The following is a 13360-nucleotide window of genomic DNA, read 5'->3' as shown; positions in this document are numbered from 1 at the left end:
AATGGGGTTATGCGGCTTGTTTTGCGAACACTGCCGGCAGGAAGAAAGCGAAGGGGTTCGATGCCGCAATGGTGATGGCGTAGAGCGTGTTGTTGGGGAAATCCCACCAGCAATAAAGATCGCGAGGGATTGCACTACCAGAGGTCATCGGCATGCCGAATGTGTTCAGCAACATGAACTCGTTCTCGGGGAAGTTGAACGGAACGCTGTAGAAGATTCGCGTCAGGCCCTGAGGGGTGGTGTCATAGCGAACATACGTCCAGTTCTGGAATGCTCGGGTAAACGTTGCGTTCGGAGTGCCTGAGTCAAAAAGCAGCTTGCCGGCGCCATCCCACAAGCGCATCCCGTATTGAGCAACAGGCTGGGCACCAAAGGCGGCAACAAAATAACGCCCATTCAGGCCGGCAACGCTGACGTCGTACGCCCTGACATAAAAGCCAGTCCAGTTACCCGCAGAGCCCAGAAGGCTCATCCGGCAAAGCCCCGCCACCCCATTGATAGTGTCCGGGCGCACGAATACGAGCGGAGGCTCTTGAGATGTGACTGGGCGTGCAAACGTGGTAATCGATCCAAGCCCAGACTCTTGGTTTGGTGCGTATCGCCCTGAAGCAATGACCATCAGCCGTGCAAACTCTGAATCCAAAGTCACGACGTTATTGTTGTTTGTGAACTGAACGCCGTAGCTCATCAGCTCCACCTCATTACTATCAAGCGCATGGTTCCGGACGATGTGGTGCTCGCCGCGTACGTCCGGGTGTAGTTGTAGACGCGGACGACTCCGTCGAGCATCTCGGTTTCGAACTGCATTTGAGTCTGGGGATAGGAACCGATTGGAACCACGATGGCCGTTCCGTTGCCAGGGCCTACACCGGGAACGGCGAAGTCCTGCGTTCCTTTGCTGGCTCCAAGCGCGAAGTTCACTTGCACTGAAAGCACGACGCGAATCGTGAATGAGTTCTCATCCAGCTGGAGCGCCCCATCGGCGCCCCATATCCTTATGCCGAAGCTCATGCGTTCAAGTTCCCCCACTGATAGCGCTTCACGCCGTTCTCATCGAACACCTTGCCGCCGTTGTTGTTGATGACCTGGCGAGCACCACCGCCCAGCGGGCTGTTCAACTCGAAGTTACCGGCCTTGTCGATGCGCCATCCCTGAACGCCGGCGATGTAGTTGTCCGACTGGATGAAGAAACCGATCTTGGCGTTTCCGATCGAGGCGTCCTGAATGAATGCCGAGTTCATGAACACCTGCCCGCCCTGCACTGCAAACGGCACTGCGATGGCGCCGCCGGCAATGGTGTTGACGATGGCGAAACGGTCAGCGCTGACCAGGAACTGGCTCTGCAAACCGGCACCGGTATTCTCGATGCCGAGGCCAATGCCCGCCGCGACGTACTGCCCATTCGCCGTGACCTGCATCTTCACCGACCACATCGTGCTCAGTTTGCCGGCCGTATCCGCGTAGGCTGTGGACGTCTGCTGAATGGCCGCCGAGTTTTGCCCCACGGAAACATTCAACTGCTCGATCTTCGTCGCTGTCGCCGATTCGTTGGTGGCCACCACCTCTTCCAGCTCGGTGATGTTCGCCGCGTTCTCGCCGATTTTGGCGTCGAAGGTTGTAATGCGCTTTGCCGTTGCTTCGTTCTCTGAAGCTCGAACCTTCGATTCGGAGGCGATCGCTGCGGTGTTGGTGTAGCTCTTGATCGCGTCCGCGAGATCGCCAGCACCGTCATCGTCTCGATAGGAAGCGCGAAGGGCTTCGAAGGCTGTGGCTTGAGCCGTGACCTCTCCGTCGAGTTCGATAATCTCAGTAGTGTTGGTTGCCACCTGCTGGGCAAGTCCGTTCGCAGTCTCAACGGTCTGCCCAACGTCGAGCCAGTAAAGCGGGTTCGGCGGTGGCATGTTGAGCGGCACCGGGCCGGTCGCCTGGTAGATCCGCTTACCCTGAACCACCAGGTCGTACTCTTCGTAGGTGGCTTCCGGGTCGTAGCCTTTCAGGCCGTCGAGCGCATCAATCTGCGCCTGAAGGCCCGGGATCTTGTCGATCTCGTCTCGCAGGTCCTGCCCCAGTTCCGTTTCGGTGATTTGCCCGGCGATCATCTCCAGAATGGCAGCAGCATCGGAGCTGGATTGCCCCTGCACACCAAGCCCGATCGGATACCACGGCCCGATGTTGCCGATCTTGTCGACGATGCGGCCCCAGAAATAGAAGGTCACGCCGGCGCGCAGGCCGAGCATGGAGAAATCGCTCTGCGGATAGGCCAGGTCTGTCAGCTTGGTCGCGGCCTTAAGATCGGTCGTCGGCCCGTACCAGATCTCCGTGCGCTGGCTGTCCTCGGCGCCAGCAGGGAATCCCCACTTGAGGTAGATGCCGAACAGCAGCGGCGTGGCAGTCAGGAACGCCAGCGCCGGGGGCAGCCCCTGCTTACCGCTGAGGTTGGTCAGGATCGAGTTGCGCCACGGCGACGTGATGTCGAAGGCGCTCACTGCGCGGACGCGAGCCACGTAGGCCCCGGCATAGATGCCGACCACGTCCACGTTGGTCATGCCGGTGCGTTGTAGATTGATCCAGTTGCCGCTGTCCTTGCGCCACTCCACGTCATAGCCGACGGCGCCATCCACGGCTGGCCAGCTGATGGTCATGGTGGCCACGGCCAGCCCCTGCACAACCGATGAAGTCGACGAAAGCGACACGCTCGCCGGCGCCGGCACAACGGTTATTGGAATAACGCTGATCGGGCGTTCTTCCAATCGTGCACCGGTGTCGATGAAAGCGAACTTGCTCGGTTCGAACTGGAGCGCGCTGATTTCGTAGTCGCCCTCGGTGGTGCGCTTGGTGCGCAGCACGCGATACAGTGGGATTGCCAGATCGTCCGCGTCGAGCGCCCATTGCAACTGCGCCACCGGAGACTCGCTGTAGGCTACCGTGACTGTCACCGCGCGCCCGTTCACGTTCTGCACTGTGCGACCTTCGGCGCGGCCGCCGGGGAGGTTGATGATCAGCCGGTCGCCGGCCTTGGCCTGGGTGTCGCGATCGAGGGTAATCACCCGCCCCGCCACCGCCGAGATCCGTCCGCCCACTTCCCGGCCAGCCAGCAGCGAATCCGCCACCGGGATGATGTGACCGGGCAGCGGGATTACACCCTCCATGCCAGTCTTGAACGAAACAGTGCGGTCTTGGTTGTTGCTGAGGATCGCCCACTTGCCACGGCGCTGGGCCTCGGAGGCACGAGTGCAGCCAATGGCGCTCAGCTCGGTCGGACGATCGCCATAGCGGCGTTGAAGATCAAGGTCAGCGAAGGGAATGACGTCGGTGTCGTAGTTGTTCGCCGGGTTGTCGTAGCTGACCAGCGCCCGGGTGTATCGCGTCTTCGCAGAGGCACTGCCGTAGGAGAACTTACCGTCGATCACGTTCGACCGGGTGAACACATAGTCGAAGTCCTGCGCGCGCGGCATGTCAGCCTGCATCACCAGTTGACCCTGAGCCCAGTACGTCATGCCCCGGTAAATCGCCGAGATGTCGCGCAGCAGCGACCAGGCATCAGCCTTGCCTTGCAAGTTCATGTCGCAAAGGAAGCGCGGCTCCTGGCCGCCCAGTCCGTTCGGCACCAGTTGGTCGCAGTATTGAGCGATGCGGTACAGCTCCCACTTGTCGACCATAAACGGCTTGATGCGCTTGCCAAGGCCGAAGCGGTCTTCGGTGCAGATGCCGTAGGTGATCCACGCCGGGTTATTGGTCCAGGCTGATTTCATCGAGCCATCCCACGTCCCGGTGTAGGTGCGCGCGATCGGGTCGTAGTTGCTCGGCACCATCCAGCGGCGCGCCTTGCACTTCACAGTGACGGCCGGGATGTTGGTGAACTGCTCGGCGTCGAATTCGATGTAGAGCAGAGCGGTATTCGGGTAGCGCAGCTTGGCGTCGATAACTTCGGTGTAACCGGCCACCAGCATGGTGTCGGCGATCTTGTTGGTGTTCTGGTTCGGGGTAAGGCGGCGCACGCGGATCTGCCAGCCAGTGGTGGCGTCCGGGAGATCGATGCGACGCGAGCGCTCGTAGCGCGTGGTGGTCTTGCCGTCGACAGCGTCCACCAGCACCTGCTGATAGGCTCCGCCGTCGGTGGCCACGTCAATTGCGTACTCAATTCGGTACCCGCCGACGTTGCCCTGGTCATCGGAGCGTTGCAGAGCCGGCCAGGCCAACCGCATGCGCACGGCGGAAAGCTGGGTGTTGGTGATCGAGCGCACCCACGGCGAATCGCTGCGCAGCTCAATGTTCAGCGACGTCTCGTTCTCAACCGAAGGAATGCCGGGGATGTACGTCTGATCCACCGAGCCCGGGCGCCAGTCCCACTTCACGTTCGGGAAATTGTAGTTGCCGCTGGCATCGCGGATCGGCGTGTTGTCCAAGTAGATGTCGTAATCGGTAGGGACGCTGTCGAACTCCCCCTCGCCCACGGCAATCAGCAGCTTGGCCAGGTTGGTCGAGCGCAGGCTGTCGCTGGCTTCGGTCGGCGACTTCGGCTTGCTGCTACCGCCCTTCTCGCCGTGGATATCGATCTGTGCTGCTGCGCCCATGCTTTCCTCCAGGCATAAAAAAACCGCCTCGCGGGCGGTGGGTGTGCTGCTGTCCTGATTACACTTTGTCTTCAGCCAGGATCGAGGCTGAGATGATCATCCCGCCCCACCGACGCTCGCCGATGCAGATCGGTACCGGGTTGCCGCTGGCCGTGGTGTTCTTGGCGCTGCCGAAGGCGTAGGACGGTGAGTTTTCGGGGGATGCGCTTTGCTTCAGGCCTGAGGCCTGCGGGCTGAGCATTTGGATCACGCCGCCGATCGCCATAGACGCGCCGGCCGCATACAAAAACGGCGATGCGGCTGCAAACGGAGTGAATGACAGTACATAGGCTGCGGCGATCATCACTGTGCCGATGATGGTCTGTAACCCGCCGGCACGCTTGCTGCCACCAATCACTGGAACAATGCGGATTTCCCGTGTACCGCCGAGATCGAATACCTCCATTCCGATGTTTGCGCGATTGCGGAAGATCGCAAACTTCAGTCCAAGGCGCTCCAGTCGTTTAATTTCCTCTGCGAAACCATCAATGGTCGCATTGAGCGCACGGAACACCTCCACGGCCGATCCGCAGTCGAGAAGGAATGGCTTGCTTCGAAAAAACTTCTTCGCAAGCGAGCCGGACAACATTACTTTCGTCATTGGCGTGCAGGTAATTGCTGAGCACATGCCATTCTCCAGGCAATAAAAAACCGCCCGGAGGCGGTCTGTTCAGAGAGTCGTGGGCAGTATGTCGATCTGCCCATCGCCTCCAGTGAAAATTCGGTATTTCTTGACTGCGCCGTCTTTCACGATCGCTTCCCGCTCCACTCGGGCCGCGCCCATGGAGCAGATTCCAGATCCGGTGTAAGCCGCACCGACTGAAACCGAATCAGGCGGTAGATAGAACGATGCTTTCTGGCCTGGGTCGAGCTTGGCGGCCTGCTTGCCATCGATGAAAACGGCCATTGAACAAAGGCTTCCAGTCTGCCCAGAGTCGCGGATCACTTGCAGCGTCCCATATACCCCAGATGGCTTGGACTGGTAGGCCGACAGCTGACTTGCCGGCGCCTGCTTGGCTTCATTGGAAAGCGTCGGCGAAGTCGCACACCCCGCCAACAGCGTTACCGCCAGCAACCCTACGAACAGTTTCATGCAGGCCACTCCTTTGCAAATAGGCATTGTAAGGTAGCACTGTCCGAACATCCAGCATGGATGAAAGCACAGTGGAAACACTGACAAGCACAATAGTAGCATCAAGCCATCAAATGATCTCATTACATCGTAAAGGAAGCGTTTAAACATGGATGGCTCTATACCTCCTACCGTATTTGTTGCTCTAGGCGTGATCACAGCAGCCCTTCTGACAGGAGTATTCTCCATAATGAACATGGTTAGCGCGAAAGAGAACAAAGTTTCTGAGTTCCGTCTCGCATGGATAGATGGACTTAGAGAGGAGATAGCCGAATACGCTTCGGCAGCACAAGAGCTTTCAAGAGCTTATAAGCCTGAGCGATTCAAGCCACACGCTACTCATACGGAAAAAGAATCACATGAGCTAAAAATCGAGTTTTTCAAAGAGACTCGTGAAGCATATGCGCGCGCTGTAGAAAACCTAACAAAAATACAGCTCCGGTTAAATCCGAAACATATAGCTGAAAATCCTGAAAGTTCTGAAGCGAAACTTATGGAAGCAGTGCAACGAGCCAGAAAAGTCGGAAATCGGGAATTTTCCGATGTGTTAAAAAACTGCAATGACATAAGAAATGCTGCCGCACCTCTTCTTAAAGGCACTTGGGACTCAGTCAAAAAAGGGGAGCCTGCTTATCGTCGATTCCGATGGTTTGCAATTCTACTTGTGACAGCAGGATTCATTGCCGTGATCGTATTCAGCTCGTATATCGGATACACCACTTACCAAGCGCACGAATTAAAGCAACGGAAACAGATGCTCATTCAGATCCTTGACGCAGAAAAAACATTGAAAGATGAGGTAAAAGCCCACCAAAAATAGAAAATCCCTGAAACATCCAATCTTAATGATACTCCCTTAATAAGGCTCCGTTTCGAACTTAGCTCAGACTGGAGCCAAGCCAAGTAATTATATTGCGCCCAGGCACCCGCTTCGAATCACGACTGAACCAAACTAGTAAACTCATGCAACCCCAAGAAATATCAACTTGAAGAGCGCGACCTCTTCAAACTATTAAAAGGACGTTCTTAAATGACACGTAAAAAATTCATATCTATACCAGAACATGAAAAAGCTGATTTTGATCAAGCGCAAAAAGAGGGATTAAAACGAACGTACGAAAGAGAGCATCCAGGCCTGTTAACCGCTATTACTTCATATAGCTTCGAATCCAAGGAAGGTAGCGTCTATAAAGGTGTGCAACGTTTCTTTTTTGAAAAACACACCACCGAAATTGACTTCTCTTACGACTCAATGGAGAAGACCTGGCGGGTGACAAGAGATTTCAATGACTGAATATCCCGGGGAACCGATGGCGTAAAATTAATCTGGTTTTATTCCACCACGGCCCGCCGAAGACAATGATCTCAGACGGCCTGCCGTACAGGTGGTGCAGCAGGAATGGCCCAGGCCCGAACGTCGCGGCATCCTCACCCGGCAAATTCGGATCAGCACCGAGGAAGATCCCGGCATGATTCGGGTGTGCCGTGCGCCCTACTTCCATCACGATCATGTCGCCACGCTGCGGCTGGTCGACGCGGTAGAAGCCGGCTGCCTCATAGTTCGCTTCGTACAGGCTGGTGTTGTCCTTGCTTTCCCACCAGCCATCGGCGCGCTTGAACGCCTCGAACTCCAGACCCCACTCGCGCTTGTACCAATCTGCGCAAACCTGCCAGCAATCCCAGGCACCATGGACGAATGGCCGCTTCAGCAGCGGCACTTCACCGGTGGGAACGATGGTGCGCAGGTCGCCTTCCGGCCAGCTCAGAATGTGCCAGGGCATCGCCGTCGCTTCGCACATCGCAAGGTCGCGCGGTGACGGCCTGCTGGTGGCGTCCGGATGTGAATGAATTACGCCGATTACTTCGCCTTCGTCTTCGGCCGCTGCGTACTGCTCAGGATCGATTCGAAACTCTTCGTTCGGCTCGGTCGAGACATTGGTGCAGGGGAAGTATTGTTGCTTGCGCCCGATCGCCAGCAGCAGCCCACAGCACTCTTTCGGGTACTCGGCCGCCGCGTGCGCCTGGATCGCATTCAAGATGTGCTTTCGCATGTCAGCTCCTTGCAATCAGGGATACAGCGGGGAAGCCGCCGAATGGCAGCGGGTTGCCTTCGCCGAAGCGCGGGATGCAGCCCTTGCCGAGCGTGGCGTCGCATTGGTCAAGTTCTGGGTTGTCGGTGATGACGCCGTCCTTCGTGACGTACGGGCCGATGTAGCCGCAGTTCGGCCCGCGATATCCACCGGTGAGGCACCAATGGCACAGCGTCGTGGCCTGCCGCCCGATCGACTCATTGCCCACGTCGCCCGGGCTGGCCAACTCCCAACTGACGTTTTCCCCGTCCTCGTTCGTTTTCTGGTCGATGTACCAGACCTCGATCGTCTCTTGTGTTGGGTCAGCCGTCGGGTTGCCGGCGGGGAAGTTCGCCGCGTCGAGGTAGCTGCCAAGCGTGTGGCGCATCGTCAGCTTGAACTCGAGCAGATCCTCGAATGCCAGACAGAGCGCAGTGATGCGCCCATTGACGTTGCCCACAGACAGGGTCGGTCGTACCGCCGTGCCGTCGCCGTTCGCCTCAATGCCGTCGATCTGCATTGGCCAGGCGCTGTACTCGTTGCCCTGCCAGTAGATGGCCTTCGCTGGCAGTTGGTCAGCATCGGCGCCAGCGGCGATCAACTCTGCCGGCGTATGCGGTATCGCGTGCCCGTGGAAGCGCAGAACGTCCGCGCCATACTCCGTGCCGTCCAATTCAAAGAGCAGCACTTCGCTGCCAGGCTCAAGCACCTGGATGTCACTGATCAGCGGCATGGTTGCCCCTTATGGATGGAATGCACGCTCGAACGTGGCAGTGAGTTTGAACACCCCACCGCCCATTGGCGTGGGAGCGGGATTTTTGCAAGTGAACAGCCCGAGCTCGCCGAGCGGCGTTGTCCAGAGAAACGCCTTTGCGCCAGCGTGCCGGTCGAGGAAGTCCATGATCTCCAGCACCTTGGCTTTCTGGCCGGCGCACGTAATCGGATAGGAGTCCTCTTTGTTGTTCGGTCCGTCGCCGACGTTCTGCGCGTAGCCGCCGCCGAATTTAGAGGTGCGCACCCGATAGGTGATTTCGGGTGTCTCACCGCGTTCGGTTGGCCAAGTGAATTTCTCGATGGCCATCAGGCCCTCCCATTTGCATTTCGGAAGCTCGTACCGCCAGCGCGCCAAGAATCAGCGACGGCCTTTTCCGCTACCGCCTGCATTTGCGATTGAAGGTTTTTCGAAAGCACTTGCTGGTCGATCTGCATGCCTTCAGAACCACGGTCCTCAGTTACTACCGTGACCGGCGCGTTGATGCTGATCGTAGTCCCAGAGCCGCCACCAGCAGCGAGAACACCGAGCTTGCCGCTGGAGGTCCGGGTCAGTGGCATGATCGCCTCCGGCCCTGCCTCCCCCATCACGCCCGTCCTGCCGCCGGCCATCCCGAAAGCTGTCGGCGTGCTGACGATGTTGTTGGTGAAGGCGCCGCCGTTGGCAAACATCTGCACACCCGACGACCAGGCACCGCCGAGCGCCTGAGGAAAGTAGCTGCCTGAGTATCCCGCCGAAGAAGCGCCGAGGTTCGACGACGTCGCACCGGCAGACCCAGCAGCCAGTCCATTGCCGCCCCCACCGCCAGTGAAGTAGCTGGTAGCCGCACCAACGAGACTGCTCAGCAGCGCCGAACTGGCCTGACGGGTCGCGATGCGCGCCATGTCCGCCAGAATCGACTTGGTGAAGTCAGCAAACGACAGCTTCCCGGTCATGGCGAAGTTGACGACTGCGTCTTCCATCGAGCTGAAGGCGTTACCGAACAGAGTTTTCGTCTGTCCGGCAATGTTGTTTGCCGAGTCCAGGTAATTGGCCCAGGCTGACGTCGCGCCCTTGGTCCAGTCCCCTTGAGCTTTCTCAACATCGGCGTAGTTCTGCCGGATCTGATCGGTTGCAGCCTTGTTCGCATCGGCGAGCGCTTGCGACTTGCGCGCGAATTCCTCCTCCGACATGTTGCGCGAAGGGTCAGATCGCTGGTTTTCGAGTTCCAGCGATTGCTGAGCAAACCGGTCTTGCTGGCTGTTTAGTTCGCCGTTTAGGGCGTTCTGCCGATCACCTTGGCCAACGCCAACTACCGCCCGCTGCCCTGCCAGTTCCAGTGCTTTCTGCTGCTGGCTCAAGGCCTGAACGTAGGAGGAAATCGCTCGTTCCTGTTTCGCCAACCTTCCGGTTTCGGTGGTAGCGAGCACTTCGAGCTGGCTGTCAGCTTCCTTTTGGGCCTTGACCATGGCGGCGCGAGCATCGGCAATTTTCTGGTCCAGCTGGATGCCTTGCGCGGCAGAGGTGGTCTTTTTGGCTTGCGCGGCTTCCATCGCGGAGATCTCCGCCTCATAAGCTGCGGTCACTTCGTCGCGCTCGTTGCCGATCAGCGCTTCACGCTTCAGGGCGTATTCGGCTTGAGAAACAAGTCCAGCCTTCTGCGCTGCGTCCAGTTCCTTCTGTGCGTTTTTGTATTCAGCGCTGATGGCTACCAAGTTGTTCTTGGCGTCGTTGAAGCTGGTCAGATCAACCTGGGCACCTGCCGTTTTCGCATCTTTGAACTGGTCGTTGATGTTCGCCAGGTTCTTGTCGATCGCCGCCTTATTCAGGCGAGGATCGTTCGGGGCGACCTTGCGGATGTCTTCAAGCTGACGCTTGTATTCCTTGATCGCCTCGGTGCGCTTCTGCTCGTTCGTCCATGCCGACTTGGTGAGAGCGTCGATCTTCGCCATCGACGAGACGGCATCGCCTTGGGCCTTCGCCTGCTCACCCTGCCACTTGGCGATATCGGCTTCTGCGGCCTGCTGGTCCTCCAGCATGTTGAGCCGATTTTGATAGAGGTCGATCATCTCCTGCTTGTTCTGGAACAGGCCTACGTCACCCGCCTGAGCGCCCGCCAAGTCACGGCGGGCTTGCTCGATATCAGCGCCGATATCGCTGCGCCCGATATTCTTTAATCCATCAGCAGCGCGAGCGACGGCGTTGTAGCCCCTCTCCCAAAAGCTCAGATTCTCGAGGATTCTCGGCGTGCGCTCGTTGATTGCATCGGCAAACGACTCAGTAGCCAGCTTCACGGCGCCGGCATGGTCGCCCTGCTTCTCCAGTGCCGTGATCTGCGAATAAACCGACGCAGTGAGATAGTGGTACTGCTCATTCAGTGCGGCAGATGCCTTGACCGGGTCGTCGGCGAGCTTGGCGAACTCCGCGACAGTCTCACTCACGGCTTTGCCGGTCGCTTCCTGCATCGACACCGCGGCTTGAGTGATGCCCGTAAAGCTCTCGCCAGCAATCTTTCCATTACCGGCCAGCAGCGCTAGAACCTCAGCGGCTTGCCCAGTTGTGCCGACAGTATTGCTCACCTGGCGCGCCATATCGCCGAGCTGTCCAGCACTCACACCGGCGTAATTGCCGGTGAGGATTAGCGATTTGTTGTAGCTGTCTTGCTCTTCGCTCCCCTTGTAAAAAGCGTATGCCAGCCCACCCATCGCGGCACTGGCCAGCGCCAGCGGGCCGAGAATCGCCAGCAAGCCCGCCGCGCCCTCACCCGCCCCGGCGCCCAACTGAGCAACAGCACGAACGCCGCTTCCCCAGTCGCCCGACGAGAGCGCATTCCCCAGCTGCACCACGTTTTCCTGCGCCTGGCGCGAGCCGAGCCGCAACTTTTCGAAGCCGGTCGCAGTTTTGTTGAGCTTGTCGTAGTCCTTGTCGATCTTGCCCAGGGCGGTGTTGTACTCGTCCTGGCTGATCCGGCCGGCATCCAAGTGTTTGCCCAGTTGCTCGATCTGAGTATCCAGCTTCGCCAGTGCAGCGCGGGCCGGGTCAATGGCGCCCAGCAGGCTATTCAGGGCCTTCTGCTCATCCATTGTCGACTTGGCCAGCGCCACCTGCTGCTTATCGAGCTGCGCAGAAATCTTGGCGGCCTCAGCCTCGCCATAAGCGCCGGTCTTGGTCAGCTTCGCCAATGCTTCCCGCTGTTTTGCGAGATCCTGCGTGGTCTTGGCGTTGGTAGAGAGCGATTTCTCCAGCGCCTGCATTTCGTTCATCAACGAAACGGCAGACTGCTCGGCGCGGCCGCCGGCCTTCGCCATTTCATCCAGGCTGGTTTTGGCCTGAATAGCGTCGGCCGAGTCGATCTTGACGCCGAGTTCTGCAATGTTCATCGACTCACCTTGAATAGATGCCCGCGTTTACGGGCTGTTTTCCCTTTCCTCTGCCATGACGCGCAGGGCTTCGCCTTCCAGCACCTGAAGGTCTGGGAAGATTTCAGCGAGTTTCTTTTTCTTGATGCCGAGGAAACCGGCCACGTCGCGGATGCTGCTGTAGTCGAGACCAATTGCGCCGCCGGCGCCGACACGCCACTGAGTGGACATCCTGTTGAACAGGAGGAAAGCAGGCCAAAGGCACGGCCAAACTTCGAATTCCTCTTCGATGTCCTCAGCGTCCAACCCGAATGCGGCAAGTTGCTCCGCATTCAGAGGAGGCTCATACATGGCGCGGGCGGCGCGAATCAGTTTCCCGTACGGGCCTTGGCGTAGGCCGCTTGGTAGGCATTTACCACGGCCTCGGTTGCACCGTGGCAAGACGTCACCAGCTCCTTGATGCCCTCGTCGTCGAACTTGTCATCGAACTCCCAGCCAACAACCAGATCCTTGATCTGCTGAACTTGATTTTCAGTGTCGACCGCAACGATCTGCGACATCGTAGGCTTGTCGCCGAACTGGTCGAGGCTTTGCTTTTGTCGCTGATTCCATCCATCGAACAGCGCGGCAAGTTCGATGCGGTCTCGATATTTGAAGGTGAATTCCACCTTCACTGGGTCTTGGCCAACTACCGGGACCATCACCGCACCGGTGAAAGTTGGCGCTTGCGCAATCTTGAACTTCGCCATGATCAGGCCCCGCCGCCAGCAGCAACCGGCGCGCGATACGCGGTGATTTCAGCGTTGATGGTAAAGCCAAAGGAAACGGCCGCACCTTCGTTGCGCACCAGCGTTGGGGTTTTGTTGAAGGACGCATAACCGGCGTAATAGATCGTTTTGCCGTTGGGCAGCGACATACGCAAGATGCGCACTTCTTTCTCTCGATCAGCCTTATCAAGCTCTTCGTACCAGGCCAGGCTGTCATCGTCAGCCAGTTGGAAAGCGAATGCCTGAGCATTCTTGGTGGTAGGGATTTGTTTGTCGCGGCGCGCTTCGAGTGGTGCGTAAGTCCAGTATTGCTGCTCACCGCCGGACATGGAGTTGCCGATCACCTGGTTGACCGCTACCCAGCCGGTCACTTTCTTCGCGGTACCGCCACTGATGCCATCGGGAAAGAAGGCAACGTTGGACGTGTCGATGCCTTCCAGGGTGAATGCGCCCGCCGCCGCGTTGGATACACGAACGGCGCGCTCGTTGATGTCCTCCCAACCGGAGGTGATCAGAAGGATGTCGCCATTGGCAAAGCCGTTTGCGGCACTGGTAGCGACACCCGGATTCGCGTTGCTGATCGCAGAAATCATTTTCGCGGCGGCGAATCCGCTGGAAATGGAAAGCGTCGCCCCGTTGGGGAAATAAACAGACATGGGTTTTCCTCTT

General features: G+C 58.3%; 14 protein-coding genes. 2 read left to right on the top strand and 12 right to left on the bottom strand.

All coding sequences use genetic code 11. The annotated features are described in order from the left end of the window. Positions 1-7 precede the first annotated feature (7 nt). From OK411_RS13700 to OK411_RS13680, 5 genes are read right to left on the bottom strand one after another with little or no spacing between them, the layout of a single operon-like run. Positions 8-688, bottom strand: a complete 681-nt coding sequence (locus tag OK411_RS13700) for a hypothetical protein (RefSeq protein WP_264365132.1) — start codon at positions 686-688, stop codon at positions 8-10. Then, the gene (locus OK411_RS13695) at positions 688-999 is read right to left on the bottom strand and encodes a hypothetical protein (protein ID WP_264365195.1); all 312 of its coding nucleotides are present in this window, start codon (positions 997-999) and stop codon (positions 688-690) included. Before OK411_RS13695 ends, OK411_RS13700 begins: the two co-directional genes overlap by 1 nt. Before the next feature lie 8 nt (positions 1000-1007). Then, a complete protein-coding gene (locus OK411_RS13690; protein WP_264365131.1) occupies positions 1008-4574 on the bottom strand; it encodes a phage tail protein in 3567 nt (1188 codons plus the stop codon). Between the two features lie 58 nt (positions 4575-4632). Beyond that, complete coding sequence (locus OK411_RS13685) at positions 4633-5241, bottom strand: tail assembly protein (RefSeq protein WP_252878061.1); 609 nt, start codon at positions 5239-5241, stop codon at positions 4633-4635. Between the two features lie 42 nt (positions 5242-5283). Then, positions 5284-5706 (bottom strand): hypothetical protein, encoded by a 423-nt coding sequence (locus OK411_RS13680; RefSeq protein ID WP_264365130.1) that lies wholly within the window; start codon positions 5704-5706, stop codon positions 5284-5286. A 148-nt stretch (positions 5707-5854) separates the two neighbouring features. On the opposite strand from OK411_RS13680, the gene OK411_RS13675 reads away from it, so the two are divergent. Together OK411_RS13675 and OK411_RS13670 are read left to right on the top strand one after the other, a co-directional pair. Next, a complete protein-coding gene (locus OK411_RS13675; RefSeq protein ID WP_264365129.1) occupies positions 5855-6565 on the top strand; it encodes a hypothetical protein in 711 nt (236 codons plus the stop codon). 210 nt (positions 6566-6775) lie between these two features. After that, entirely contained in the window at positions 6776-7039 is a 264-nt protein-coding gene (locus tag OK411_RS13670) for a hypothetical protein (RefSeq protein ID WP_252878058.1), read from the top strand. On the opposite strand, the gene OK411_RS13665 is transcribed toward OK411_RS13670, so the two are convergent. From OK411_RS13665 to OK411_RS13635, 7 genes are read right to left on the bottom strand one after another with little or no spacing between them, the layout of a single operon-like run. Next, positions 7029-7796, bottom strand: a complete 768-nt coding sequence (locus tag OK411_RS13665; protein WP_264365128.1) for a C40 family peptidase — start codon at positions 7794-7796, stop codon at positions 7029-7031. The genes OK411_RS13670 and OK411_RS13665 overlap by 11 nt on opposite strands. A 1-nt stretch (position 7797) precedes the next feature. Then, the gene (locus OK411_RS13660) at positions 7798-8547 is read right to left on the bottom strand and encodes a phage minor tail protein L (protein ID WP_264365127.1); all 750 of its coding nucleotides are present in this window, start codon (positions 8545-8547) and stop codon (positions 7798-7800) included. A gap of 9 nt (positions 8548-8556) precedes the next feature. After that, positions 8557-8895, bottom strand: coding sequence for a phage tail protein (locus tag OK411_RS13655; RefSeq protein WP_264365126.1), 339 nt, complete (start codon positions 8893-8895; stop codon positions 8557-8559). Next, entirely contained in the window at positions 8895-11945 is a 3051-nt protein-coding gene (locus OK411_RS13650; RefSeq protein WP_264365125.1) for a phage tail tape measure protein, read from the bottom strand. The genes OK411_RS13655 and OK411_RS13650 overlap by 1 nt, the downstream gene beginning before the upstream one ends. 27 nt (positions 11946-11972) lie before the next feature. Next, entirely contained in the window at positions 11973-12275 is a 303-nt protein-coding gene (locus tag OK411_RS13645) for a DUF1799 domain-containing protein (protein WP_264365124.1), read from the bottom strand. 17 nt (positions 12276-12292) lie between these two features. Beyond that, positions 12293-12673: a phage tail assembly chaperone gene (locus OK411_RS13640; RefSeq protein ID WP_264365123.1), complete on the bottom strand. Its 381-nt coding sequence runs from the start codon at positions 12671-12673 to the stop codon at positions 12293-12295. A gap of 2 nt (positions 12674-12675) precedes the next feature. Continuing rightward, positions 12676-13347, bottom strand: coding sequence for a phage tail protein (locus OK411_RS13635; protein ID WP_264365122.1), 672 nt, complete (start codon positions 13345-13347; stop codon positions 12676-12678). Positions 13348-13360: the final 13 nt, after the last annotated feature.

Source organism: Pseudomonas sp. RG1 (genome assembly GCF_025910115.1).
GTDB classification, from domain to species: Bacteria; Pseudomonadota; Gammaproteobacteria; order Pseudomonadales; family Pseudomonadaceae; genus Aquipseudomonas; species Aquipseudomonas atacamensis.
This window is presented reverse-complemented; position numbering and strand designations above follow the sequence as displayed.